The organism is Pseudomonas sp. ASL8 (assembly GCF_056680355.1).
This window is the reverse complement of record NZ_CM155278.1, coordinates 3,949,738-3,976,360: the sequence shown is the minus strand read 5'-3', so window position 1 is coordinate 3,976,360 and position 26,623 is coordinate 3,949,738. Positions and strand designations below refer to the sequence as shown.

Annotated in this window: 19 protein-coding genes and 1 pseudogene; 10 read left to right on the top strand and 10 right to left on the bottom strand. The window is 52.8% G+C overall.

The features are described 5' to 3' along the window. Positions 1-186: 186 nt before the first annotated feature. Positions 187-2,055, top strand: coding sequence for a sigma-54-dependent Fis family transcriptional regulator (locus AC1MEA_RS18260; protein WP_480416992.1), 1,869 nt, complete (start codon positions 187-189; stop codon positions 2,053-2,055). Between the two features lie 80 nt (positions 2,056-2,135). Here AC1MEA_RS18260 and AC1MEA_RS18255 read toward each other — a convergent pair. Then, positions 2,136-2,522: pseudogene (locus AC1MEA_RS18255) on the bottom strand (FAD-binding protein); the annotation flags it as partial. 721 nt (positions 2,523-3,243) lie between these two features. On the opposite strand from AC1MEA_RS18255, the gene AC1MEA_RS18250 reads away from it, so the two are divergent. Continuing rightward, positions 3,244-4,575, top strand: a complete 1,332-nt coding sequence (locus tag AC1MEA_RS18250) for a tyrosine-type recombinase/integrase (protein ID WP_480416991.1) — start codon at positions 3,244-3,246, stop codon at positions 4,573-4,575. Between the two features lie 60 nt (positions 4,576-4,635). Beyond that, positions 4,636-5,664, top strand: a complete 1,029-nt coding sequence (locus AC1MEA_RS18245) for a hypothetical protein (RefSeq protein ID WP_480416990.1) — start codon at positions 4,636-4,638, stop codon at positions 5,662-5,664. Between the two features lie 122 nt (positions 5,665-5,786). Here the strand turns inward: AC1MEA_RS18245 and AC1MEA_RS18240 are convergent, their stop codons facing one another. The 3 genes from AC1MEA_RS18240 to AC1MEA_RS18230 form a co-directional block, all read right to left on the bottom strand. Next, positions 5,787-6,779: a YagK/YfjJ domain-containing protein gene (locus AC1MEA_RS18240; RefSeq protein WP_480416989.1), complete on the bottom strand. Its 993-nt coding sequence runs from the start codon at positions 6,777-6,779 to the stop codon at positions 5,787-5,789. 273 nt (positions 6,780-7,052) lie between these two features. Further along, complete coding sequence (locus AC1MEA_RS18235; protein WP_480416988.1) at positions 7,053-8,561, bottom strand: YfjI family protein; 1,509 nt, start codon at positions 8,559-8,561, stop codon at positions 7,053-7,055. A gap of 29 nt (positions 8,562-8,590) precedes the next feature. Then, positions 8,591-8,827 carry a helix-turn-helix transcriptional regulator gene (locus tag AC1MEA_RS18230; protein WP_277784160.1) on the bottom strand — a complete coding sequence of 79 codons (237 nt, stop codon included), beginning with the start codon at positions 8,825-8,827 and terminating at the stop codon, positions 8,591-8,593. A 406-nt stretch (positions 8,828-9,233) separates the two neighbouring features. Between AC1MEA_RS18230 and AC1MEA_RS18225 the strand changes: the two genes are divergently transcribed. The 6 genes from AC1MEA_RS18225 (at position 9,234) to AC1MEA_RS18200 (ending at position 15,844) form a co-directional block, all read left to right on the top strand. Beyond that, on the top strand, positions 9,234-9,563 hold the full coding sequence (locus AC1MEA_RS18225; protein ID WP_080963203.1) for a hypothetical protein: 330 nt from the start codon (positions 9,234-9,236) through the stop codon (positions 9,561-9,563). Between the two features lie 70 nt (positions 9,564-9,633). Beyond that, positions 9,634-10,602: a DUF932 domain-containing protein gene (locus AC1MEA_RS18220; protein ID WP_480416987.1), complete on the top strand. Its 969-nt coding sequence runs from the start codon at positions 9,634-9,636 to the stop codon at positions 10,600-10,602. Between the two features lie 81 nt (positions 10,603-10,683). After that, a complete protein-coding gene (locus AC1MEA_RS18215; protein ID WP_277784152.1) occupies positions 10,684-11,688 on the top strand; it encodes a YqaJ viral recombinase family nuclease in 1,005 nt (334 codons plus the stop codon). 106 nt (positions 11,689-11,794) lie between these two features. Beyond that, positions 11,795-12,721, top strand: coding sequence for a recombination directionality factor (locus AC1MEA_RS18210; protein ID WP_480416986.1), 927 nt, complete (start codon positions 11,795-11,797; stop codon positions 12,719-12,721). 47 nt (positions 12,722-12,768) lie between these two features. After that, a complete protein-coding gene (gene radC, locus AC1MEA_RS18205; RefSeq protein ID WP_277784150.1) occupies positions 12,769-13,266 on the top strand; it encodes a RadC family protein in 498 nt (165 codons plus the stop codon). A 658-nt stretch (positions 13,267-13,924) separates the two neighbouring features. After that, positions 13,925-15,844 (top strand): DNA recombination protein RmuC, encoded by a 1,920-nt coding sequence (locus tag AC1MEA_RS18200; RefSeq protein ID WP_277784149.1) that lies wholly within the window; start codon positions 13,925-13,927, stop codon positions 15,842-15,844. A gap of 39 nt (positions 15,845-15,883) precedes the next feature. Here AC1MEA_RS18200 and zorD read toward each other — a convergent pair whose 3' ends face one another. From zorD to AC1MEA_RS18170, 6 genes are all read right to left on the bottom strand, one after another. Next, positions 15,884-19,132, bottom strand: coding sequence for a type I Zorya anti-phage system protein ZorD (gene zorD / locus AC1MEA_RS18195; RefSeq protein ID WP_480416985.1), 3,249 nt, complete (start codon positions 19,130-19,132; stop codon positions 15,884-15,886). After that, complete coding sequence (gene zorC, locus AC1MEA_RS18190) at positions 19,132-20,781, bottom strand: type I Zorya anti-phage system protein ZorC (protein WP_166590612.1); 1,650 nt, start codon at positions 20,779-20,781, stop codon at positions 19,132-19,134. Before zorC ends, zorD begins: the two co-directional genes overlap by 1 nt. Then, positions 20,778-21,521 carry a type I Zorya anti-phage system protein ZorB1 gene (gene zorB1 / locus AC1MEA_RS18185; protein WP_166590608.1) on the bottom strand — a complete coding sequence of 248 codons (744 nt, stop codon included), beginning with the start codon at positions 21,519-21,521 and terminating at the stop codon, positions 20,778-20,780. Before zorB1 ends, zorC begins: the two co-directional genes overlap by 4 nt. Before the next feature lie 13 nt (positions 21,522-21,534). After that, positions 21,535-23,727 carry a type I Zorya anti-phage system protein ZorA1 gene (gene zorA1 / locus AC1MEA_RS18180; protein ID WP_166590607.1) on the bottom strand — a complete coding sequence of 731 codons (2,193 nt, stop codon included), beginning with the start codon at positions 23,725-23,727 and terminating at the stop codon, positions 21,535-21,537. A gap of 370 nt (positions 23,728-24,097) precedes the next feature. Beyond that, a complete protein-coding gene (locus AC1MEA_RS18175; RefSeq protein ID WP_277784146.1) occupies positions 24,098-25,147 on the bottom strand; it encodes an ADP-ribosylglycohydrolase family protein in 1,050 nt (349 codons plus the stop codon). Further along, a complete protein-coding gene (locus tag AC1MEA_RS18170; RefSeq protein ID WP_277784145.1) occupies positions 25,144-25,413 on the bottom strand; it encodes a hypothetical protein in 270 nt (89 codons plus the stop codon). The genes AC1MEA_RS18175 and AC1MEA_RS18170 overlap by 4 nt, the downstream gene beginning before the upstream one ends. 118 nt (positions 25,414-25,531) lie before the next feature. Here AC1MEA_RS18170 and AC1MEA_RS18165 point away from each other — a divergent pair, with 118 nt between their 5' ends. Then, on the top strand, positions 25,532-26,404 hold the full coding sequence (locus tag AC1MEA_RS18165; protein ID WP_166590604.1) for a BrxR family helix-turn-helix transcriptional regulator: 873 nt from the start codon (positions 25,532-25,534) through the stop codon (positions 26,402-26,404). The last annotated feature ends 219 nt before the right edge of the window (positions 26,405-26,623 follow it).

Genomic DNA, 26,623 nt, shown 5'->3' with positions numbered 1-26,623 from the left:
ACTTAAGTGAGAGGACAGAACAGCGGGAGGGACCAAGACATAATGGCTCTCCCTCCTCACGTCCCCTTGCGAATGCTGAGATGTTATGTCTCACCGGGACCGGCTGACCGATTCAGCTTGAAGGGGACGGCCATCGCGCCTTTAATGAGCCTCACAGAAAAATAAGATCCAATCTTCGGAGGTACCATGTCCTCTGGTTTGTCTAAGGTTCATGTCGAACATGTGAATCGCGTGTTACGCACGGCTGGAAATGCCCCGACCTTGCCGGTGCCGAATATCATCCTCGATTCCTGGCGACGCTCGATACAGCATTACAAACTCGACCCTGGGTCATTGCAGGGCCCCAGGGTTCTGGAGGCTCACCAAATCAATGAACACCGCCAGCGTGTCGACGATTTCCTGCACTTGGCCGGTGATGAGATGTCGCGACTGCACAGCCGCGTACGAGACGCCGATTACTGTGTGATGCTCACCGATACGCTGGGTTGCACCGTCGACTACCGGATCGAATCGACCCTGCGCGGCGAGTACCGCCGTTCCGGCATGGACGTCGGCACCTGCTGGTCGGAAAAGGAAGAAGGTACGACAGCTGTCAGCGCTGTATTGATCGACAAACTGCCGGTCACCGTGCACAAGCATGATCATTTCCGCGCGGCGTTCATCGGCAATACCTGCTCGGCGGCACCGATATTTTCACCCAATGGCGAGATCCTGGCGGTGTTGGACGTATCTTCGGTGCGCGCTCCGGATGACCGGCGCAGCCAGCATCTGATTCGGCAGATGGTTATCCAAAGTGCCAGCGACCTTGAAAATGCCTACTTCATGTACAGCACCCAGGACCTGTGGGTGTTACGGGCCCATCCCCTGCCCGGCTACGTCGACAGCCAGCCTCAGTACCTGTTCGCCTGGGACCGTGATGGCCGCATCGAAGCGCTCAACCCCGCCGCGCGACGCCTGCTGTTGCAGCGCTGTGGCCGGACCCCCACTCATATCGACGAAGCCTTCGCATCAGCGCGGCTACCGGCCGCCGGTGATGACAGCATCCACTACTTGCCGTCGATGGGTCTGCATGTGCGCCTCAAGGTGCCAAGAAGACCCACCCGTGTGCCTATGGCTGGCAATGCGGCTTCAGCACTCGATCCCAAGGTTGCTCAAGCGTTGGCGCTCGCCGTGCGCGTCAAGGACCGCGGGCTGCCGGTTCTGATTCATGGCGAGACCGGAGCGGGCAAAGAACACTTCGCCTTGCAACTGCATGCGGCGAGCAAGCGATGTGACAAGCCTTTCGTTGCAGTGAACTGCGCGGCAATACCCGAGAACCTCATTGAGAGTGAACTATTCGGATATGCCGCTGGCGCGTTCACCGGCGCATCCAACAAAGGCATGCGCGGCCTGCTGCAGCAAGCCGACGGTGGCACGCTGTTCCTGGATGAAATCGGGGATATGCCGCTGATGTTGCAAACACGCCTGCTCAGAGTCCTGAGTGAGGGTGAGGTGGCCCCGTTGGGCGGTGCCCGGCCGCAGTCCATCGACATCCAAGTCATTTGCGCCAGCCACCGTGATATTTCTACGCTGGTAGAAACCGGGGGCTTTCGCGAAGATCTGTATTTCCGTTTGAGTGGAGCGCGCTTCGACATACCGCCGCTACGTGAGCGCAAAGACAAGCTCGCGCTGATCAACAAGCTGCTGGATGAAGAGTGCCAGCGTTCGGGAGAGCGGCTCGAACTGAGCGAAGCGGCGCTGGAAATGCTCTTGAACTACAGCTGGCCAGGCAATATGCGTCAGTTGCATCACGTGCTGCGCTACGCGTGCGCAGTCTGTACAAGCCACGTCATTGGTGTGGAAGACTTACCTGCTACCCTCGGCATTAGTGCCCCGGCAAAGGGTCAGGAAACGGTGTCCGGCAGCCCGGAACGTCAGGCGTTGATCGACACGCTGGTGCGCAATCGGTGGAAACCCATACTGGCGGCACAAGAGATGGGGATTTCTCGTGCCACCCTCTATCGCAAAGTGAACCTGCACGGGATCAAAATGCCAGGCAAAGGCTCCTACAACTGACCGTACGCCAGACGCTACGAACATAGCGCCTGACCTCATCGCTTCACGTTTCAGATCAATTGTTGCAATTGCGGCACCGCCTAGAACAAGTCAGCCACCAGGCCGTAATCAGCCACCTGGAAGTTAGGCGCTTCTTCGTCTTTGTTGATCGCAACGATCACTTTGGAGTCTTTCATACCGGCCAAATGCTGGATCGCCCCGGAAATACCGACCGCGATGTACAGCTGTGGCGCAACGATTTTGCCGGTCTGACCGACCTGCATGTCGTTCGGTACGAAACCTGCGTCGACTGCGGCGCGCGAAGCACCCACAGCAGCGCCCAGCTTGTCTGCCAAGGCGTACAGGTGTTTGAAGTTCTCGCCGTTCTGCATGCCACGACCGCCGGAAACGACGGTTTTGGCATCCGCCAGTTCTGGACGACCCGACTTGGTCATCTCTTAGCCCACTAACGTGGACTTGCCAGTATCAATCAGTGACACCGTAAATATACAAGATCGGTTGACCAACCAGACAGGGCCTGGAGGCGCCCTCCCCGCGCCCTGTTCCGTTTCCCTAGCGCACAATCGGAAGTCCGACCTAAAGATGCTTTCGCTGCTTCCGTTTGTCTTCAAAGGCGCGGCACGCGTGACGTACAGCCGGTTTCGCTGATTTGGGATGGTGACCTTTAAGAACGAAGAGTCGGAACTGAACTTCCAGGGTTTAGCGTCGCGGAGCGGGTGAGGATAAACGCCCTAATCGCCCGGAAACAGGCCGTTTTGCAAGGCTATCTGACATGCGAAAAAACTGAGAAAGGAAGAGAAATATCAGACAGGATTGATGCCAAAGGCACCGCGAAAAAGGGCCAAAAGCGGCGTGAACTCACAGAAGCGGAGGCAGACATGAAAAATCGACGAGTCACGCAAAAGTCACGCGCATGAAAAAGGCCAATGCTGTAAACATTGGCCTAAGTCATTGAAAAATATGGTCGGGACGGAGTGATTCGAACACTCTACCCCTAGCACCCCATAAAGGTGAACCGCAATCCAAGCCAGTCTTAATAAATACAACAAAATCACCTAAAGCACTGTATTCATTGGATCATCACAGTTTACACAGTCCAACCGCTTCCGATAGCATTCTACCAAAGCCAGCAAGAAACGGTGACCCAACGGTGACCATCTGGAGCCTGGCCTTTCTGGGGAAGCGAAAGTGGCGACGATCACCGACAAACAGATGAACGCAAAACCAGCCAAACCTACCTGGCTGATCGAGGATGCTCCTCGCGGCTGCGGCCGATTCATGGCACGTCTTCGCCCAGATGGCGAGCGCCTGTTTTACTTCAGGTATACCGACACCAGCGGTGGAAGAGTATTTCTGCCCATAGGTGCATATGACGCCACTGGCACTGATGGACTTACCCTCAAGGAAGCAAGAACTAAAGCTGGAGAGTGGTCACGCCTCTACCAAAGTGGAACTCGCAACTTACGTGAACATCTGGATACCGAGGAAGCTGCCCGTATCGCTGCCCGAGATGGTGAATTGGCACGACTCACCGCCGAGAAAGCAGAAGCCGAAGCCGAGCAAGCTCGCCAGGCGGCACGCAAGACTGTTACTGACCTATTCGAGCAATGGGCTAAGGTTGATCTCATCAACCGCAAGGACAAGGGTGCAGAGGCTCGTCGGATGTTTGAAAAGGACGTTCTGCCCTTCTTGGGCAACTTAGCTGTCGCTGATGTGAAAAAGGGTCATATCACCGAGGTGACAGATGCCCTCCTCGCTCGCGGTGTAAACCGTATGGCCAAGATGGTTTTTTCGCTTATGCGCCAAATGTTCCGCTTTGCCGTAGACCGCGACCTGATCGAGCACGATCCCAGCGCCAGTATTCGCAAAGCTAAGATAGGTGGCAAAGACACCGAGCGCGATCGAGTACTGAGTGATGATGAAATCAAGCTGCTTGCTAAGAAAGCCCCTGATGCAGGCCTGCTGGTCACCACCGAAGCTGCAATCTGGATTGCCCTATCGACCTGCTGTCGAATTGGTGAGCTCCTGAGCGCCCGATGGGAGCATATCGATCTGGAGCAAAGCACTTGGGTGATTCCAGCCGAGCATAGTAAAAACGGCAAATCGCACAGCATCACCCTTTCAGACTTTGCCATTAGCCACTTCAAGCGCGTAAAGCAGATTAATAGCCTGTCACCTTGGTGCTACCCGAACACCTATATAACTGACCATGTATGCCCTAAAACGGTAACCAAGCAGCTAGGAGATCGCCAGCGCCTCCCGGAACAAGGCTCCATGAGCCGACGTAGCGCCAAAGCCCAAGCATTGTTGCTACCAGGCGGAAAGTGGACGCCTCACGACCTACGGCGTACAGGCGCGACGATTATGACTGCTATTGGCGTGCTTCCTGAAGTGGCTGAACGTTGCCTCAACCACACAGAGGAAAACAAGGTAAAACGCACCTATCAACGTCATAGCTATGTTAAAGAAATGGCGGAGGCTTGGGAGGTTCTCGGCAAACATTTATCCAGCCTGATATAGACAGCCACTCCAACAGCCCTGAGAAATGACTAGCACCGCTAAACAAGGACACGATTAGAAATGAAAAACAAAGGGCTTGTTATATCAGCAACTGAATTTCTAGAGGAGCACAGTATCTCCGAAAGTGAATTCAAAGACAGAATCAAAAAGCTGCAGATCCCCCTTCTATGCCGCTGCCCGAAAACAGTTACAGTTTACGTATCCGGCTCGGCTATCGCTCTAAATGACAATGAGCTCAGAACAGCACAAAGCCTATCAAAGCTGCATAAAGGCACGCCTTTTGGCGAAGATCACGACTATTATTCAAAATTAGATTTGGACATAAAGTTTCTTTCCATAAGCGTGACCGACTGGGAGGAAATAGTAGATTATGACGAACTTTCAAAATATAATTTTAATTTATCAGTTTTTTACGAAAGCGGAAAAGACCTCACGCAAACTTCAGCACATGAGCTCTTAAAGACCAGCTTAAAGCCACTTCCGGCTCTCATAATAGATGCAGCTTTCTTCATCACCTCAAAAAGCTCACTCAACAAGCCGGAAGAGATAACAATTAGAGAAGCCGATATACTCATAAGAACAGAGGACTCAAATAGAATCCTAGAAACAATAGCAGAGCTCGATAAAAACATCGAATACCTTGAATGGATATCAGACAAACTTTTCGAATTAAACAGAACCTCGGAAAAATTCATCCACAAGATAAGTATCACCTCAGAAGATGAGCGGAAAGAGCTTATCGAAAAAATAAAAAAACACCTACAAGAGAAGTGCGGATACGAGGGTAATGATTTACTCGAACAGGCGGCCTTCGCAATTCTACCGAACGGACACTACCACGCAAAAGTATCGAAAAAAATACTCGGCGACGAAATTATAAGCCAGTACCCAGAACATGTATCAACCACACTAATGCTTATCAATGAAGCGGCAAAACACTTCTGGCAGGCGACTCAAAAAACAATTCAAAAAGTTCCAGCCAAAAGAACAGACATGATAAAAGACCTAAAAAGTTCAGACTGGGGATTCACGGCAAGGCTAGCAAGCGCAGCAGCTACCATAATCAGCCTAAAAGCCAGAGACCATTAAGCCATGGATGTGTCTAGGCGGCGGTGCGAGGAACTGCCTGAGCAGGCTTGTGGACCCTGGGGCGCCCTCTCTTCACAGACTTCAGCTTAGGCATATTTCCTCTGAAAAATGATCTGCCACTTTCAGGGGAGAGGCGTATCCAATAGTCCACCTTGGTCAGGTAGGACGCCTACCCTATTCTTCAAAGCGCTTACTCTGTCCAACTGATTAAAACTAATCATGCCTATTCCAAGATATCTATATTTATCCTTGACTGCATTGCAATTGTAGTAGCGTCCTGCTCCTACCGTAATTGAGTCTCGCCAATACTCACCAATCATTCTAGCCAAAACCCCATCCTGGCGATGATTTGATCCATTATAAAAAAGTAACAAATGAAAGTGAAAACCCTTCAGCTGACCATACTCCAGCTTACAAGCAAACCCTAACAACCCATCAACTGGAATGCCCTTGTGTAGATCTTTCTGCATTTTTGCCCAATGCGCTTTGACCTTTTTAACATCGCCATAAAAATCTTCACGACCACTTACAAAGCCTGACTGATAAGACAAATCAACGCGCACAACGAGCATCCTAGAGTGCCGAGCAAAAAGTGCATCTATATAACCTTCCAAGCTGTTAACTCGCTTAAAGGATGCTTTACGGAATCGTTTCATAACGGCTTTAAAAACATCACTGGACAGCTCCAAACGAACAAACTCTACGAGATCATTCATTCGAACTAAAAAAGCCTCAGCTGCTCCACTGCGTAACGTAGGCCAGACCTTGAGCGAATGAAGATCATCGACTCGATCAATACATTTGAAAAATAACTCGACATAAGGGTTAACTTCATGAGAGGGGAAGCACCGCTCAAACATCCCCTTCTTCCTCTTCAGCTCGTTAACAAAGTTTCGACCAAGCCTCTCAGCCTTAATTTTTATCCTGTCACGTTTATGAGTACAAGAAGAGAACAAAAAGCCCTTACTAACAGCAAGCTCACACATTAATTTCTCAATAGAACGCAACTCCAATACCAAGCTTTCCTCCACCCTTAACACAGGAAGCCCTCCGACTTCCTCAACCATAAGATCTAACGCACCTCCATTATCGATCCAGTCAACTTCACTTATCACTCACTACCCCCTTCAAGAAACCAGCAGCATGGCTTTGGGGAGCCATGCTACTGACAAATGATCAATTGACATCACAACCGCCAACTATTGCACAACTGATGAAATTTACTATTTACCCAACTATTAACCAATTGATTCAATTAAATTGAACAACCAAACTACAAACCTAACAATCTAATTAAATAGTAATACATAATCAAGCAATAGCCACCTTGCACACACTTTCTATAAACCAAGGCAAACAAACTCACGCAACTCGTAAAACACCTAATACTAAACATCAAAAGAGCCCAAAAAGTTAGTACCCCGAGAAGAGCCTGGCATCATCTGCACACCACCCTGCCAAGGACAGAGATCGATATAAACAGTTTTGTCACCGGGATAATTCAAAACCCGGACAGCACTATTATTCACTAGACGCAATAGAACATGTTCAAGAGCAGCTTTCTTTCTAAATTTTCCAGGCCCGCACTGCAAAATATAATTCTTCTTAACAAACCGTTTACCCACCATGCGAAAACTTTCCAGCCAGCAATTTAATTCCTGCTCTTCATCCTTCTCTTTAGAGTTTTGCCCAAATAATTTTATAAATTCATTGGAGTACCATTTAGCAAGGTCAGTCGCCGCCTGCAAGGTTGACATCGAAATATCCCCCTCAAACCCTTCAAAACAATGAAGCAATGCAGCCAATCTAGAAATCACCTCAACTAACTTTGAGCCATGATCACCTAGCCCATAAAGTATTCCACCTGCACACATCCTTGACTCAATATCATTCGCAATTTCCACCCAAAGCCGAGCCGCTTCGGAGTCGAATCCGATCACTTCTTTTACTTTTTTATTTTCTCTGAAATAAATAAGACCCGCCTCAAGAAAGTGCTCCAACCGCGAAGCAAATTGTGTTTGATGATACCAGGACGGTGCCTGAGTGCTTACATACCTAGTCCCCTGTGTTGAAGCCGGGCGACAGATTAGAAAGCGCGCCCACAAACCAGATCCCCTAGACACCCCGCCTTTATGAGCTATGTACTTCGAAAATACGCTCTCCTGGACCATAAGAGAGACTGTCAGCCGTGCGCCAACAAGTTCAAAGCTTTCCGCCGTCTTACGATCAATTGTGATTGAGTCACCACTCCAAATCGCATTTTGCTTTGATAGGTCATTAAAGGCGCGCCCTTCTAAAACACCGCCACCTTCACTTGAAATCAAACCAGCCGTAGGTAAGTTTTCGTACATCCCATGAAACAAAGCCTCAGAGGTTGAGTCCTCATACAAAATCTTAAATTTTTTTGGTTTAACTGGAGCTTCTTTCTCTAAAGCCAATAGAACCTTCTCCTCTTCGTCAGCAGGAAGACCTTTTGATGCTTTTTTCATTATCGTTTTTAATACTCCATTACGTCGAACCGTCCAAGTATCGTACTTAATCTTCCACACCGACTGACTCTCCCTCACCTCCTCGCACTGCTTAGCCTGAAAGGCTCTAATCGGCTTCAAGAAAACATTCTCAACCGTTGACTTCCTTTCACCCGAGTCAGCAATAGCAAGAAGCATCAGCGAGGTCGGAGCGACCTGACCATTAGGTTTACGAACATCTACATGGCCCTGCAAGACAGCAGAGATCGCGGTTAAGGCCGCATTTTGAATCAATCCCCGTGGAGCCTGAATATTAGCTTGAGCCTCATTTATTGCAGCATCCAACAAGGGAAATTTCGACAAACTCGGATATGAATCATCTCCAAAATTAGGCTTATTTGCGCTTTTTCTGAAATAGTTAAAATACATAGCTCACCCCAAAATACAAAAAAACAACATTAAGAAACTGCAGCAGACATAAGGCCCGCCATTGACCATTGATTCTGCCTAGACAGCTTTACACACCCTTCCATCCACGAATTTATTTCGCTTTCAATCCAGCGCACAGATCCACGCCCAACACGTATCTGCCTTGGAAATTCCGCATCATAATGAGGTGAGGCTACGTCTAGCTTGTTATAAATAGTTGACCTAGAAAGACCTGTGCGTTTTAAAACATCTCTCAAGCGAAGCATAACCAATGTTTCTGATTTTTCATTAAGCATCATTGCACCCTTTAGGACTGGACGAGGCAATCCTATAAGCAGCAACTCAAAACTCAAAGAACGTGAGCGTAACGTTTGCTAACGTTACGCCTTGGAACATGCCACTTTGACAGCAACTCTGTCCCAACCCTCAAAATAGAGTGCCTCTCCCCCTTAGCCAGTACTATTCCAGCTATTAATAGCAAAAATAGCTGCCCATAACGCCAAGCCTCACATCCCGATACCGCCCACAACGCCCCTCCCGGGGACGTTGTTTCGGCAAGCCTCATTCAAAAAAATCTCAGATCTATATCACCCAGATGAACGCTCAACTATGAGCGCGTCATTCAGCATTTCTGCGTGATACGTGGACTCAGTAAACAGAGAGGAATTTTTTATGTATACGCCTTGCCCAAGCTGCAACTCTGGTCGTGTGGTTACTAAAAATGTGGGTAAACAAGCGGGTGGTTTGATTGGTGCAGCGGGCGGTGCGGCCAGTGGTGCCGCTGGAGCACTAACGGGTGCGGAGGCCGGTGCCGTACTGGGCGTGGTCGGTGGGCCGGTCGGGATCGCCATTGGCAGTATCGCCGGGGCTCTGCTCGGTGGACTGTTTGGGGGCGTTGCTGGCGGGATAGCCGGAGCCACGTTGGGTGAACAAATGGATGAAAAAATCCTTAACAACTATCAATGTCTGCATTGCGGTTACAGCTTCAGCGTCAACCGTTAAGCCGTTATGAACTGGCGTCGCTTGTTAATGAAGCGACGCTCTTTCCATTCAATCGCAAGGAATCATTCCCATGGCTCACCTCGTTGAACAAATGGCTTACGTTGGCGCAACGCCCTGGCATGGCCTGGGCAGCCGCCTCTCCCCAAAACAACCCTTAGAAATCTGGCAGCGCGAAGCCGGGATGGACTGGCAGATCCAGGAAAGCCCAGTCCACTTCAAGGCGGATGCCATCGGGCACCTGGGAAGTATTCATACCTTCCCTGAACAGAAGGTGCTGTATCGCTCCGACACCAAGGCCCCGTTGTCGGTGGTCTCTCAGCGCTACCAGGTTGTGCAGCCGCGTGAAGTGCTGGAGTTCTACCGGGATCTGACTGAGGTCTCGGGCTACGAGCTCGAAACCGCTGGAGTGCTCAAAGGCGGTCGCAAGTTCTGGGTTCTGGCCCGTACTGGGCAAGGCACGGCGTTGAAAGGCAATGACCAGGTCAACGGCTATCTGCTGCTGGCTACCTCCTGCGATGGCACCTTGGCCACCACCGCAACCCCCACCACCGTGCGAGTGGTCTGCAATAACACCCTGACCATCGCTCTGGATGGCACCACCCGCGCGATCAAGGTGCCGCACAACACCCGCTTCGATCCGCAGGCGGTGAAAAAGCAGTTGGGTATCGCTGTCTCTCAATGGGACGAGTTCATGCACCGCATGCGAGCACTGGCTGAACGCAAGGTGCAGTGGCATGAAGCGATGGGCTTTTTCATGAACGTGCTGTGTGACGTAACCCCCAATAGCAAACTGCCCGAAGTCCTGCCGAACGAGCGCGCACTGCGTAAGGTTCAAAGCCTGTACGAAGGCGAAGGTCGCGGCGCCACGCTAGAGTCGGCCCAAGGAACTGTCTGGGGCTTGCTCAATGCGGTGACCGAGTACGTTGATCACGAGCGGCGGGCCCGCAGTACTGAATACCGCATGGACTCGGCCTGGTTTGGCCAAGGTGCTGTCATCAAACAACGCGCCCTGCAGGCAGCACTGCAACTCGCCGCCTAGCTCCATTCACCTACTCAACTATTAAAGCGCCTGGTCAGCTTCTGCTGGCCGGGCGTTTTTTATGCCGCACAGGAAAACATTATGGAAACGCAAACGCTGCAAAACCCCAGCACCAAACCCCGTCCAGCCTTGCGCCTGGTGGGCACCAAACAACTGCCCCGTGAGGACTGGCTGGCCGTGCGTAAGCAAGGTATCGGCAGTTCGGATGCCGCCGCTGCCGTGGGCCTGAACCCGTATAAATCCCAGCTGGAACTGTGGATGGAGAAAACCGGGCGTGACACCTCACTGCCCAAGCTCAATCCGCAAGATGAGGAAAGCCCGGCTTACTGGGGCAACATTTTGGAGCCTATCGTGGCGGCGCATTACACCAAGCGCAGTGGCCACCGGGTCCGGCGGATCAACGCTGTGCTGCAACATCCGGACCCGCAGTTGAAATGGATGCTGGCCAACATCGACCGTGAGGTTATCGGCGCACCAGAGGTGCAGATCCTCGAATGCAAAACCGCCGGCATAAACGGAGCACGCCTGTGGAAAGAAGGCGTGCCCGAGTATGTGCAGTTGCAAGTCATGCACCAGCTCGCCGTCACCGGCAAGCAGGCCGCTGATGTGGCGGTACTGCTCGGTGGTCAGCACCTGGAAATCCATCGCATCGAACGCGACGAGTCACTGATTGCTCGGCTGATCGACTTGGAGCGGCTGTTCTGGGATTACGTGGTCAGTGATACCCCGCCACCGGCAGACGGGTCTGTCTCGGCGGAGCAGGCGTTGCGGTGCCTGTATCCACAGGACAGTGGGCAAAGCCTGGACTTCAGCCAGGACACGCTGCTCTGTACAACCTTTACCGAACTGCAGAGCGTGCGCGAGTCGATTGCTCTGCAGGAGAAGCAGGAAGCTCAGCTCAAGCAAACGTTGCAACAGGCCATGGGCGATGCCAGTTGGGCGATCTTCGCAACTGGCTGCATCACTTGGAAGAAAGCCAAAGACAGCGTGGCCCTGGATATCCCCCGTCTGCTGAAAGAAAAGCCCCATCTGCAAGTGCGCTACTCGACCACCAAAACCGGCAGTCGGCGTTTTCTGCTGGCCTGAACGTTTGTTCGCTCCTCCCTTATTCCCATGCCCTTTCTCTCTAACGCCACCCAGGCCGTTTGCGCGGTCTCGGTGGCGTTTTTATTTCAAATACAGGAGAACTCTCATGCTCAAAGGTTTAGCCATCACGCCCCCGATTTTGGGCCGCATTTCCATCGGCAAGATCGTCGAAAAGAACGGCAAGCGTCTGCCGGAAAAGGACGATCAATTCACCCTCACCTCCCAAGTACAGAGCCGCGATGGCTGGTTACTGCATCCACTCAACGAGGAGCTGCGCAATGGCCAGGACGGCAAGCTGCGCAGCATTCCAATCCGGCTGCTGTTCAACGAGCCAGACCTCAACTTTCGGGCTGACTATAGCCTGTTCGACCGTAACACCGGACGACCGGTCTGTGTAGGCAATGGTGAGACCTGCAAGCGTTTGACCAAGGACGGCATTCAGTCGTTGCCCTGCCCTTCACCGGATGGCTGTTCATTGGCTCAAGGCAATGCCTGCAAGCCTTACGGCCGGCTGAACGTGGTGATTGGCGATGACGATCCGTTGGGCAGCTTTGTCTTCCGTACCACGGGCTACAACAGCATCCGTACCCTGGCGGCACGCCTACATTACCTACAAGCCATTTCCGGAGACCGTCTCGCCTGTCTGCCGCTGGAGTTGCGTCTACGCGGCAAGTCCACCCGCCAAAGCCACGGCACGCCGATCTTCTACGTGGACATCACGGTGCGCAGCGGGCTGAGCCTAGAAGACGCCTTGCTGGAAGCCAAGCAACTGGAGGAAACCCGGCAAGCCGCAGGCTTTGATCAGACCGCCTTGGATCACGCGGCACAACAGGGCTTTAGCAACGGAGCCTTTGAAGACAGTGATGAGGACACCGGGGCCATCGTCGAGGAGTTCTTCCCCGCAGCTGAAGATCAAACCAGCAAGGCAGAAGCCCCCCCCAAACCAGCGCCCCCTGCCAAAACCTCACTGGTACAAAAGCTGGAATCCAAATCCCTCCAAAGCGGCAGTGACCACTCTGCTCGCGCCCACTGACCACACTTCCAACCTGACCCAAGGTCTTCCAATTCAAGAGAATACCCATGAAATATCACAAGCTCATAGCCGGTGAAACCACCGGTACCTATGTCATGGAATCACCGGTCACCGAGGCCGACATCCTGCAGATGGCTCAACAACTCGCGATGAGTCGTCTGTCTAAAGGTCGGGCACTGACTGAGCCGAAGCAGGTCTTCAGTCACCTGCAAACACTGCTGCAATACCATGAGTACGAAGTCTTTGCTCTGCTGCTACTCGATACCAAACACCGGGTTATTGGCTTCAGGGAGCTGTTCCGAGGCACGTTGGATGGTACCAGCGTGTACCCACGGGAAGTGGTTAAGATCGCCTTGGAGCAAAACGCGGCGGCCGTGATCCTGGTGCACAACCATCCTTCTGGAGATCCCGAACCCAGCCAAGCCGATCACATCCTGACCACAATCCTCAAGAACGCTCTCAACATGATTGGCACCCAAACATTGGATCATATTGTGGTGGGTCATGAAGGCTGCGTGTCGTTGGCTGAACGAGGTTACTTGTAGTTTCGAGGCTCACACCATCGATAGACTGCCCTGGCTGATGCCTGGGCGGTCATCGGCATGGTGCCCTATCACTTATTTTTTCTCGTGATCCAGCGGTTGTACTTAGCTCCGGCTGCAGCCAAAGCCATGGCCGCAATCCACAAAGGCCCTGGTTGCGACTTGCACAGATAGCTAGCTGGAAGATAGAAGGATGCCTGTCCACCCAGGTAGTCACTGTGCAGGTGATAGGACGGGTTGATGGGGATCTCGACCAAACCGCTGACGGCGCCTACAGGTTCCCATGGCCACCGCGATGCGATAAGCGCTGTCGCCGTCCTTATTCGTGAACTTCATGCTCGCCCCATGAGGGCATGGCAGTTGTCCCCGTAGAGTTGGTAGAGACTGGCGATGTTGCTTGGGTGGGCTGCATATTAGTTAGGATAAACAGGAGCGATGCTCACCAAGACACCAGCTTAAATTACAGACCGCATGTCCGGTGCAGAAATACTGTATTCCCAAACAGGTAAAAAAACTGCCCGGATCATTTGGCTAATCGAAGTTCCGTGGGGAATTTCAGTAGCAATTCGCATTAGATCAAGCTCGAATTATTGACAGTTCTCAGCAGACACCCAACGTGCCATCATTTTGCAATCCAATCCAGCGATAAAAGGACGTACCAATGGCACAGCAGTACTTCACCCCTGCCCTGATCGGGCTCTTCAGCTTGCTGTTTCTGGGGATCGGTTTCTGGATCAATAGCCGTATCGCAGCAGGCAAGCTGGCTCAACAATTCTCCGAAATGCAAGCCAGTCATCAAGCTGAACACCAGCAATTGCTGAACGATGTCGCGCTTGCTCGGCAACGCGAGCAGCAAATGCTCCATGAGCAATCGGAACATCAAAATGAGCTGAAATTGGCCAGTGAGGCATTGGCGAACCATCGAGAGATCGAAAAGCAGCTCAGCATTCAGCTCAGCGAGTTCAAGACTTCGCTGGAGGCCGAGAAGCAACGCACGCTCGATAAGGTGCAGCAACTCGCAGAGGCCGCCGCCCTCACTGAAAAACACAGCGTGGAAACGAACCAACTCCGGCTACAGCTCGGCGAATTAAAACAAGAGCTTGGGCAAGGCCAGGAGCAGACTCGGCAGTTGGATGAGTTGAAGCAGGCGCTGACGCAGCAGCAAGCGCGTTTTGAAGCAGCTCAACTACAACTGCAAAAACAAGGTGAGCATATAGGTCAAAGCGCGGAACAAGCGCATCAGCTCATGGAGGTAAAAACCGCCAATAAGGACCTCCAAAGTCGTCTCGACAATACCCAGGAAGAATTCAAAAAGCAGCGCGAACAATTGGGGCAGGCAGCAGAACAAAAGGACCAATTGGACACGCTGCGCAACACATTGGCCCAACGAGACAAAGAACTAGGCGATACGCGAGATGAACTCAGCCTTGCGAAGCAGAGTCTTGCCGAAATAAATATGCGCCACCAGCGCGACCAGCACTCAGCTACAGAGAAACTGCAGCTGTTGGAAGATAACAAGGTTCAACTCAAGCAGGAGTTTCAGAACCTTGCAAATCAGATTTTCGACAGCAAACAGCAGAGCTTCTCTGAGCAAAGCCGCCAAGGGCTGGACACTCTGCTAAAACCGTTCAAGGACCAGCTCGAATCATTCCGTCAGCGGGTGGATCAGGTTCACTCCGATACCGTGCAAGGCCAAAGCTCGATGAAAAGCGAGCTGGTCAAGCTGATGGAATTGAACGTCCAGATCACAACCGAGGCGTCAAATCTTACCAAAGCGCTTAAAGGTGACAAAAAACTTCAAGGCACCTGGGGCGAGCAAAAGGTAGAGATGCTGCTCGAGCAGGCAGGGCTGCGCAAAGGGTTCGAGTACCACCGCGAGGCGAACTTCAAGGACGACGATGCAGGAAACAATCGACCAGACTTCGTGGTCAATTTACCCGAAGGTAAACACATCATCATTGACAGCAAGATGTCGCTGGTGGCCTACACGGAATACGTTTCCGCCGAAACCGACGAAGATCGCACCAAAGCCCTGTCCGCACACGTTCTGGCGTTGAAGAACCACATCAACGGATTGTCCGATAAGAAATACACCGACCTTAACGGCATCAACTCTCCCGACTTTGTGTTTTTATTCATGCCGGTTGAGCCCGCGTATTTGGTCGCGGCTGAGCACAGTCCGGGGGTATTCCAGGCTGCATATGAAAAACGTATTGCGATAATTACCGCCACCACACTGCTGCCAGTTCTGAGGGTCGTATCGAATCTGTGGAGCATCCAACGTCAAAACAGCAGCACGCTGCAACTCGCAACGATGGCGAGCAAGGTCTACGACAAGTTGCGAATCTTCGTGGATAAAATGGACAAGCTCGGTAATCAGATCGCTACGGTGCAGAAAAGCTACTCAGACAGCGTCAATACGCTGAAAGGGGATCACGGAAGCCTGACCAAGACCGTGGACAAGTTCGTCGCTTTGGGCGTCACGGTCTCCAAGCGTCTACCAGCATCAGCTGTGGGAGACGATGAAGAGATGGAAAGCGAGTTGGCAACACTTCCGGTGGAAAGTGCGGCCAATACCTAACCTAAACAGTGAGCGGTAACCCTTGCCGCTCATTTTGCCTCAACAGACCCCAAGCACTCGTTCGAAATCACTGGCTTGAATTTCCCCCGAGCCGCTCAACATATCCCTCGCCAACGCCCGTCTCTTGCTCAACAACTCATCCAGCGTCGCTTCAAACGTTGGCATCGCCGCATCGCGCACTGTTGGGTAATACACGTAAACATCCTTCTCCTGTCCGATACGATACGCACGATCAGTGGCTTGATCTTCCTTGGCCGGGTTCCAGCAGCGGGTGAAGTGGATGACGTGGTTGGCAGCCTGAACGTTGACGCCAAAGCCAACTGCAATAGTCGAGAGGATGATCACAGAGAAGCCCGGCTGATCCTGGAACTGGTCGATCAGTTTTTGTCGGCTGTTCGCGCTCTGGCTGCTGGTGCTTGTGTCGCCGTTGATCACGGTTGCGCGGAATCCGAAATACTCCTGAATGGCGTGTTGGAGTTCACGCTGGATATCACGCAGTTCGGTAAAGAGAATGACTTTGTCACCCTTCCCTGCCTTTTTGATGGACTCAAGGGTATCGAGCAGCCAGCGCAGCTTCGGCGAGTTGTCACGCAGGCGTTTGTCCGGCTGAACACTATAGGGGTGAGCACAGATGAGTTTGAGCTTGTGCAGCAGGCCGAGCATGCCGGAGGTTTTCTGATCAAGCTGTTCTTCGATCTGTTGCTTCTGGCTATAGGCCGAAATTTCCGAGAGGTAAAGATTTCGCTGTAGGGCGTGCATCGACAATGAACGGCAACCCTTGTCTTCGATTTTCGCGGGCAGGTCTTTGGCGATATCCTGTTTTGTGCGGCGCAGGGTTTGCGGCTCAATCAGCCCACGCAAGCGTTCGAGGGCAACGGTGTCTCGCTCAAGTGCAGCTTCGATGGGTCGCTGGTACTCGCGACCAAACTGGTTCAACCCGCCAAGGAAGCCTGGCTGGATGAAGTCGAACAGGCACCAAAGATCAATCAGGGAGTTTTCCACTGGCGTCCCGGTGCAAGCGACCCGGAATCGAGCCGGAACAGCCTTAATTGCCTGAGTCACCAGAGCGGCAGGGTTCTTCAGTTTCTGAGCTTCGTCGCACACGACGATCGACCATTGCTGGCGAGCGAGGGAGAACTCTTGGTCACGAAGCGTTTCATAGGTGGTCAGTACGATGCGTGCACCGCCAACCCAGCCCGGACGAAGTAGGTTCTTGATACCCTTAGCCTTCAAGTCGGCAGGAATCTCATCTTTCTTGAACTTCACCGCGCTCAAAGCCGAGCCGTAAAGCTTCAGGGCTGGGAGTGCGTCAGCAAAGAAGAACCGGTGCAGCTCTCGCTCCCAGTTATCGAGCAATGAAACCGGCGCAACGATCAAGGTCGGCTTGTCTTGAGGATATTGCTCCAGGTACCAAACCAGAAACGTCAGCAGTTGAATGGTTTTGCCCAGGCCCATGTCATCGGCGAGCAAGCAACCTGAGACGTCTGTCGGCGAAAGCCGGAAGAGATGTTGAAGCCATGCAATGCCCTGTAACTGATGTTCTCTCAAGATGACTTCGGGTCTTAGCAGGCTCGGCAGCTCAGGCTGGGCATCGAGGGCTGCTCGTAGGGCTTCCTGACGTACTTGAACGTACGTTGGCTCGTCGATGTTATGACCAATTTGGAGTACCGCTCGACCTACTTTTTCTTCAAGACTCGAAATCTTGGTCTCGGGTGTGGATATCTTTTTGGACCAGGCATCAAACAGCTGCTCTGCCGCCGCGATGGAAAGCGGCGTGTCGGAGAGTGGCATCAGCACCGTGTCATCACCTGCCGCGCGAGCCTCGTCCAGCCGTTGCTCGAACTCGTCAAACTGAGCCCGATCCGACGGATCCCAGCGTCCGAATATTTCGGCGTCGATGCCCAAATCCGCGAGGTCTTTAGGTAACCAGTTTTCTGTCGCCTCCTTGACCAGAAAAGGTGACGTGATGCGCTCTGCTTCGCCGATGCCAGTGACACGATCGCCATAAAGCGACAAATCCAACACTGCGTCGAACTCCGCGCCAGCCGCTTCGTTCTGCCAGCGTTTGAGCAACTCACTGATGCCTGCCAACTGGCGTAAATCGAAGTCGCTTAATTCAAGCTCGTAACCCTGCCAAAAGCCCGCAGGCATGCCTGCAGCCAGCTTCAAATGAAGCTCATGCACGAGGGGAGCAAACTCATAGGCTTCGTTGAACGGCAGCTCTATTGATGCTTGAGGCGTTGACGAAATGGGCTGAAGGGTCAGGTTAATACGCTGAATGCGTAGACCGGTATCGTTGAGCTCGGGCTCAAGATGAAAACGGTGAAAGAAGATACCAGCGTCCGCCAGGTCGCTTTCATAGGTGTCAGCGTCCAACACCTGACTGGCACTATCACCCAAAGCGCTATAGGGATTCCGGATAAATGAAAGCGCATCGTCGCCCGCCACCCGGCGTCCGTGCAGTGAACGCACATAATCGAGTACCGATTTTACTTCCGGCTCGATCAGCACATGGGTCAGTGATCCGTCAGCCCCAATGACCCGATAACGATCCTGCACTTGTTTGTGGGCATCGAAACTTTCCAACCAATTTTCAGGCTGCCCGTCGAAAGTAGGTTCCAGCTCGATGACTGGCGTATTGCCTACGCTCGATTTACGTGGATTGAGACGAAGGTTATCGGGCCTGACCACAACGGTTTTGTCGAGAAAACCGTCCATGCCTGCGCCAGCCTTGCGGGCCAGCTTGCGGACGCTGGCCCAGCCGATCTGGTTGGTAAGTTCGCCGGGGCTTTCTTGTTGCGATAAATGGAGCTGCCGAACAGCACTCACCAGTTGGTAAGTTGCCTCAGGCAGCAGCTCGATTTTATCGCCATGCCTGAGGACAGCGCCCGTGCGTTTGGTTTGCACTGTCGCGGCGGATTCGTGATCGCGCCAAGCACCTATCGATACCATGAAATCGCTCGAAGCAAGACTGCCTTGGCTGGTGAGCTGCGGCGTCAAGTTCGACTGCTTTGGCAATCCGAGTAACGGTACGCTGCTGACGTGTCCTTCGTCATTCAATAGTCGATAAAGCTCGTCCCACGGCAGTAGCCATCGATCACTGAGTTGGGATACGAACTCTTCCTCTTCGAGCTGATCGAGGTAACTTGCCAGTGGCCAAAACTCAGTGCTGTCGGCAAGGCTCAGCGGGAAGCACAATCCCTGCTCCTCTATCGAGTACGTTGGCAAATTATTGAGCTCACCGGACTTCGGCAGCAGGCCTTTTCCAGATAGAAAACGCTTGAGCATTACTGCCTCCAGAATCTCAGTGGCTGATTGTTGACGGGCTTGAAGCCGAGGCGCTGCAGAGAAGCCATGGCAGCTGGCTCATGACTCTCAAGTTGTACTTGAAAGGCTCCGCCTTTGGCGCGGGAGTCATAAACCCTATGAGAAACTCCCTTCATCGCTTCCGCCAACTGCGCTTCGAAAGTAATAGATTTAGGTGGCGACCTGAATGGGTGATCACCTCGACTATCAATGTGCCCATCAGCCTGGATGCCGAGCTCCGCGAGGGTCTCGTCAAATTTAGCCAGCCATCCGCTAACATGGTTTGGCCTTGATGGCACAGCCATATGACCCATGGGCTTTACGGCTGATTTATTTTTCTGTTTCAACTCCGAGTTAAGATCCAGATAAATCTGATCCGGATTGAACGGTGCGCTATCGGCTTTGTAGACGTAACAAGCGTTGCCCTTCTCCGAAAACTCGACGAACAGATAATTTGCAATTTGCATAATGACTGCGTTGTTGCTTGATTTACTGCCCGCCAAGTAGCTCAAACGGCCATTGTTTTTTCGGCGAAAATCAACGAAGTCAGACCCGGCATCCGTTTTGGCGTCTCCACCCAACACAATCCGCGTATAGCTCATTTGATTCGCGAAACGTAGCCAATAGAACAGGCGCGCCTGATCTACATCTGTATCGCCTTTGAGGAGATTGAAGAAGTGCTCAAGGTCTTCTTTCGCAAACCACGCGACCACCATCGCACAAACGTCTTTCTCCACGTACTGAAGCCAGCTGTTTTGTTTGGAACGAATCTGTGGGCTGCCCCAGCTATCCAAAGCAGTCTGTTTGAGAAGGGACGACGGTTTTTCCCGATACGACGCTGCGTGATAACGCGTCAGGCAGGCGCTGAGGAGCGCATTCATGTATGTCGGATGCTGACGCCCGATCTCAATGAAGTCGGGGAATCGTTTCGAGAACTCGTCGTCTTCCAAATTGAAGATTCGAGACAGCAATACGTTAAATATCCGGTGCCATAACCAACTGCTGTTAGGTATCTGCGCGATTGTTTGCAGCACCGAGAGATCACTGATCTCGCCGTTGAACATCTGCTCACCGAGCGTCTCCCCTGCCTGTTCGGAAAACAGCTCCTTATGATGCTGGACGATGCGCATCCATTCTTTTTCACGAGTTTGTTGAGCCTTTACACAAGCGAAACCCTTGCGGATGTCGCCTTGCAACAAGCACCAGACGGGATTCGTGTCGGGCTTATCGGACTCGTAACCGAAGTAGCTGAAACAAAGTGCCAGCCAATCGCGGCGGCTCAGGCGCCGTTTTTCGATCCGCTGACTGACCTCGATATGGATTCGGCCATAAAGTTGCTCGTCCTCAAGAATGGGTCCTACGCGCTCGCTTTTATCTGCGAGACCGGCGAAGACCATGCGCCACTCTGAGGAGGTCAGAGGCAGGACATTCCTGAATTTATTGATGGCGGCTCTACGTTTTTCCTGAGGCGGTGGCAATGCTTTCTCTGCCCGCTCAAACCGGTCGTATAAATCGGCACTGGCAGCTTCCATTCGAGGAAAGCGAGCCAACGGTTCAGAACTGATCGCAATTCTACGGGCATTGAGCCCGAGCGCTATAGCTGACGACAGCTTGGCTAATGCACTTGTCATCGCGTCATCGCCAATTGGCATTTCTCGGACACGGTGCTGGCGAATACCGGAACATCTGGTTTGAGGTCTTCCTCTTTCTCCTTCAAACCGTAGAATTGCATTCTCAGTTCGACTCGGCGGCTTGCCTCGTTGGTGTCTTTTGCGTTGTTGAAAGAAACACCACCCGCCAGGAACATCGATCTGATCTGCTGTTGCCTCTCAGCGGAAAGGCCAATTTGCAGAGGACTGCGACTATCAAGCAAGCTGCACATGACCCACTCGGATCGCTGCAATGATAGGTGCAGGTTGTACAAGTATGAGCCGACGGTATCGGTAAACCCCTCAATAACGACCTGTTTAAACCACTTGCGACCCTCTTCGCTATCCGCCGCATCAAGGATGAGCGGCACTACGCCCTGAAGGGCACTTTGACCCTCGTCGCTCAATGAGTACTGGTTATGCCCAAAACGTCCCGCCTCACCGAAACTGATGCGGTTGTCCTTGCAGTCGACAACGATGGTTGCATTCGAGCCCTTAGCCTTGAGCTGCAAATGCTCGCAGAGCTGGCTAATGTCGCGACTGCGCTGTTTCTCGCCTTGCTCCGCCTGATTAATTCTCTGGGTGACCGAGCTCAGGGCCGCGACCATCACTACGAGAAACAGGATCATCATGGCCGTCATCAGGTCGGCAAAAGAAATCCAGAACGGCTTCTCCGCTTCATCCTTGGCTCGGGCCACCGAAGGCATTTGCTTACCAAACATATGTCAGCCTCCGTTACTGCCTAATTCGTTCCATGATGTCGCCGAAGTCTTCAATGCTTTCCTTCACACCGTCGACGCCGCCAGCCAGACTCTTAACAGCTTTATCCAGCTCCGTATCCAGACTACCCAACGTCTGCCGGAGTACCCTGTCCATGCCGTCGCCAAACTCTTTGAAACCATCACCCAAAACACCACTGATGTTTTCCAGGTACTCATGAACCTCGCGATTGAGCGACTGCATGCGTTCCGATTGTTGCTTCAGATCCTGGAGGTATTGAGCACGTCCGCTGGCCTCAACTTGCGCGCTAGCCACCACACCCTCGATGACGGTTAGTGTTTTGCTCAACGATTCACGGTTGTTGCGATAGTCCGCGACGACACTGTTCAACTCTCGTGAGGCCTGAGCAAGCTCGGTACCAGCCCCTTGAACAGTGCCCAGCAAACTAGCCGTCGATTCACTGGCCTTCGATACACTCAATCCAGCATTTTCAAAGCGCTCTGCTGCGGCTCTCATTTTGTCTGCACCAAGTTGCATGCTTTGCAGATGCTGTTCGGTTTGCGCGCTTAATGCCTTGACGTTGTCTTGCGAGGCTTTATTTTGTTCCGCGACAGACTGCAGCAGCGTTTTGACCTGCTCGTCCAACCCCCCCACCAACTCGCGAGTGCCGTGATGAAGCTCTGCTTGTGCAACGCGAGTGGACTGATCCATTTGCTCGCGCCCACTTTCCAGTTTTTTGAAAACAGTAGAAAGCTGCTCGCCAAGCACTTCTACAGAGCCAGCAATCTTGGCCATGGTTTCTTGCTGACCCTGGCCCATGTTTTTTTGGATTGACTCGACAAACGACTGAAGACTCTCGGCCATCGCCAACTGACGCGCCTCGCTGTCGGCGAACATTTTTTCCAACTGCTGTGCCATACGCGCGCCAGCGTCTTCGCCCTCACTGCCGATGCGAGCAATGGACGACTGCAGATTTGTCAGCATCTCGTTCATCCCCGCCTGCATGGCACTTTGGCCGGTCTGCATGTCGGTAAGCAGCTGTGCAATCATTGCTGAGCTGCTCTGATTCGAGCTTTCACTGGCCGAGCGCATATCTTGAATGAGACTGGAGAATCCTTGTTGCATTGACTGCATGGCAGCGACGGACTGGCCCATCATTTCGTTCAGGCCGTTGAATTGCTGGCCAAAGGTTCCTTCCAGCTTGTTCATGAAAGCAACCAGAACATCCTGAAGCAGGTTCTGCACTTGGCCGGATTGATCGCCGCTGGCAGCCTGTACCGCTCCAGCAATTGCTTCCAATGGTGACTTCAAGCTGTTTTCAATGGCACTGCTGACCTGATCCGCCAACAGCTGCCCGGAGTCACGATAGGTCGTAGATAACGTGTCTGCCAACTTGAGACTTTCGCGGACCTGCGTATCGACCAGGTTTTGCAGCATTTCCCGAAGGTCCGTAACCAGACTGTCTTTCAGCTGGCGAGTCTGGATCGAATTTTCAGCACTGGACCTTACGAGCGCAGCAAGATATTCCTCGCCAACACCACTGTCGAATAGGCTATCGATCGCTTCATTCAGCGATTCAAGGTGCTTATAACAGCGCCCCAATCGCCACTTTTCCGAGACAGTGACGATGATCGACGCCATGATGGAAAGGAATGAACCGATGAAGGCAAAGAGTACGTCCTTCAGGAGCTTGTCGACGCTCGCGTTGACCAGCTCCGGTGTGCTTGGATCAAAGTGCTGCAACCCTAGCATCAGGCCAAAGAAGGTTCCGACAATGCCGACACCCGTCAGGATGCCCGGCAGGTGCTTGAAGAACTCAGTAGCCAGCGGTGTATCGACAACACTCTGACCGGTAAAAAAATTTGCCGCGACAGTGGTCGCACGGGAGCGCACCAGACGCTCCTCACCTTCGTGATACTCAAACTGATTGTGGAGTGTCTCCGAATACTCTTTCCAGAGATGCTTAAGTTTTGTCGCGTTGAATACCTTTTCCAACTCAGTCTGGAGCTGATCGGCCGATTTTGCCTTGATAGCTGTAACGCTACGAGTGAGAGATTTGAGTCTTCTGCTCAACACGAACGATGGAATGAAATATCTTCCGACATACCAAAGGCACAAAACCGCCACCGCCACCATGACCACTCGCGGCGCCATAAGCTGAGCAGTGCTGGCGTCGTCCCACAATTTCAATAATGTCGAAAAGTCCATATATCAGCCTTAAGATTCTATGCGCGCTGTAAACGCCTGCGCAGGAGACGTGCCCGGTGTAAAGCGGCAAGCTGTTCCCATACTTTTTTGGGGAGTGTTTAGTGTCTTACCCTTAGCATGACGCTAACGGTTACAGCGGGGGGAGACGGGCGTTGAGGAGGGCGTCGTCCATACTGACTAATATTTTTATGTCCTTTTGCCAGCACAATACGCTCCATCACGTAACTCGGTAAAGCGATACGCGGTGTCAACCGACTAAGTGCACTATCACCTCAACAGAGTTCAAGCTTCCCCTTTGCATTGGCCAAGAAGCGCCGCCAACGCAGCATTCTGCCAGCGTCAACAACACAGACCGGTTTTATCGACATGATCAGTCCCCCGGATAATCCATTTCGATATCAGCATCAAATTCACCTCCAAAACCCAAGTAATCCCGAGGCACCCGCTCAATATCCTCGGCCATCTTTTCAATCACCCCTCGCATTTCTAACAATTCAAACCAGCACGCCGGGATTTCCGCCATGCCGTACTGAATCCCCAACAAACACCCAGCTATCATCCCCGTGCTGACGCTGTCGCCGCTGTGGTTCACGGCGCTGATGACGCCTTGTTTGAACGAGGTCGCGTTCAGGGCGCACCAGATGCCTATGGCGAGGGCTTCTTCGGCGACCCAGCCGCCGAGTTCGTCGATGCGTTGTGGCGTGGGACGGTAGCCTTCGTAGAAGTAGAACAATACGCGTTCGAGGATGGCGCGGGTTTCTTCCATGCCGGTTTTGTGGCCGTGAGTGGCGAGACTTTCGGTGAGGGCGTGTTCGAGACTGTCCTGTCTGTCGGCCATACGCTGCAGGATGTCGGCGAACAGGCCCGCCGCGAGGTAACCGGTTGGGTGGCCGTGGGTCAGACGACCGGACTCGGCTGCGTAGTCGAATGCTTTGCCGAAGAAGGCGCAAGGTGCCACGCGCATGACGGCTCCACAGCCTTTGCTGTTGTTTTCAGCGAGGAAGCCGAAGTGATTGCTGGCTTTCAAGGCGTTAAGGCAGGTATCGCTAGGTGCTCTTCTCGACCAAAGGGCACGTTCTTTGATAAGCCAGCCATCCTGACTGAGGGGCGTTGCTGGCTGGTAATCCTGAGTAAGCAGCCAGCGCAACAGCGAGTGGTGTATGACGCTGGGCACATGACAGATGCCACGAGAACTGCCGCGAACGTAGGCGCGTAGCAAACCCTCAGCGGTAAAGAGCATCATTTGCGTGTCGTCGGTGATGGCGCCGGTGATGCCATAGGCCGGGGCGAAGTCGACTATGCCCTGAGGGCCGAATTTTGCTTCGATTGCGGTCCACTCCAAAAACTCCACCGGTGCACCCAGCGCATCGCCCACCGCGCCACCCAGCAAACAACCTTTGATTCGCTCGAGCCTGTTCATCCCTGCCCCCGTGATACTGCTGCCATCAACGGCTGCAGCAGTTCCAACTTGCGTTGCAACTGCTCGACATGCGCTTTTTCCGCCCGCAAGGCGGAACGCAGCTCTTTATTATCCAGATCCAAAATGCTCGCTCTGCATGCGGTCCTTTGGCCATCCAGCATTATTTGCCATATTTCGCGTAACCTCAGGGTCTGCATCACCAATATCAGCAGGATGACCCCCAGCAACATCAATGCACCTGTAGAAACCACGTCCAACGTGTTCATGTCCGCTTCCTTGGTGAGTTCGGGGCATCCCGAAGACAGCGGAACGATATGTAGTGTTAAGCTACAGGTCTAGAATGTAGACTTATACAGGTAAAGAATTGGCGCACATGGAGAGGTTATGAAACGCAAGCAATCCATCGAGCAGGTCCGCTGGGATCTGGCACTTCGCTATCGTTTGATCGAGACCGTTGCCTGGTGGGAAGGCCGGCTGACAACGGTGCATCTGATCCAGAGCTTTGGCATCAGTCGACAGCAGGCGTCGAAGGACATCAATACCTACATAACCGAGCATGCGCCCCGAAACTTGACGTATGACAAACAACTCAAGGGCTACGTCCCGAGCAAACAGTTCAAGCCCAAGTTCATCGACGACAGTGCCAGCGCCTATTTACACCTGCTCTATCAGAACAACGAACGGGCTCCGCACATTGATGGACTGGCCCTGGCCTACGCCCACACCAAGGTGCTGGAAGTACCAGATCGACCGATTCGCCCCGAGGTTCTTCGCCCGCTTCTTAAAGCCTGCCGCGATGGCCTGCGCCTTGAAACAGAATACGTTTCGCTGAACACGCCTCAGGTCGATATCCGACTTATCGCGCCGCATACCCTGGTCTACACCGGCATGCGATGGCATGTACGGGCCTATTGCGAGAAGAATCGCCAGTACCGGGATTTTGTGCTCAGTCGGCTACGGGGTGAACCTGAGTTGCTCGACAAGTCCGAGAACATCGCCGCCAAGGACGAAGACTGGAATAGCGAAATACCGGTAATCATCGCCCCTGACGAGCGCCTAGATAAAGCGCAGCGGGCGATCATTGAGGCCGACTTCGGCATGATCGATGGCCAGTTGGTGGTTCCCAGTCGCAAGGCGCTGGTGAAGTATGTGTTGCAGCGCTATCAGATCGACCCGAAAAACCTCAATCCCAACCCTGAGGCGCAGCAGATTGTGGTCAGCAACCTCAAAGAGCTGAAACCGTGGCTGTACGAATAACGCTTTGATGATGGCTGGATATACAGGTCAAGTTTCGGGCAGATTTCGCGAGTAAACGCTCTGGAATAGTTGTTCGAACCCCAAAAAGATGCGGGCGTGTGCGTTTTATTGACAGTTTACGACGATAAACCATAGTGCCATCATACGCCCCGAACACATCGAGCCGACTTTCAGGGCTCCAGTCCAGCGCTGTCTCATCCGGGAGCGGTGGTCCGTCAG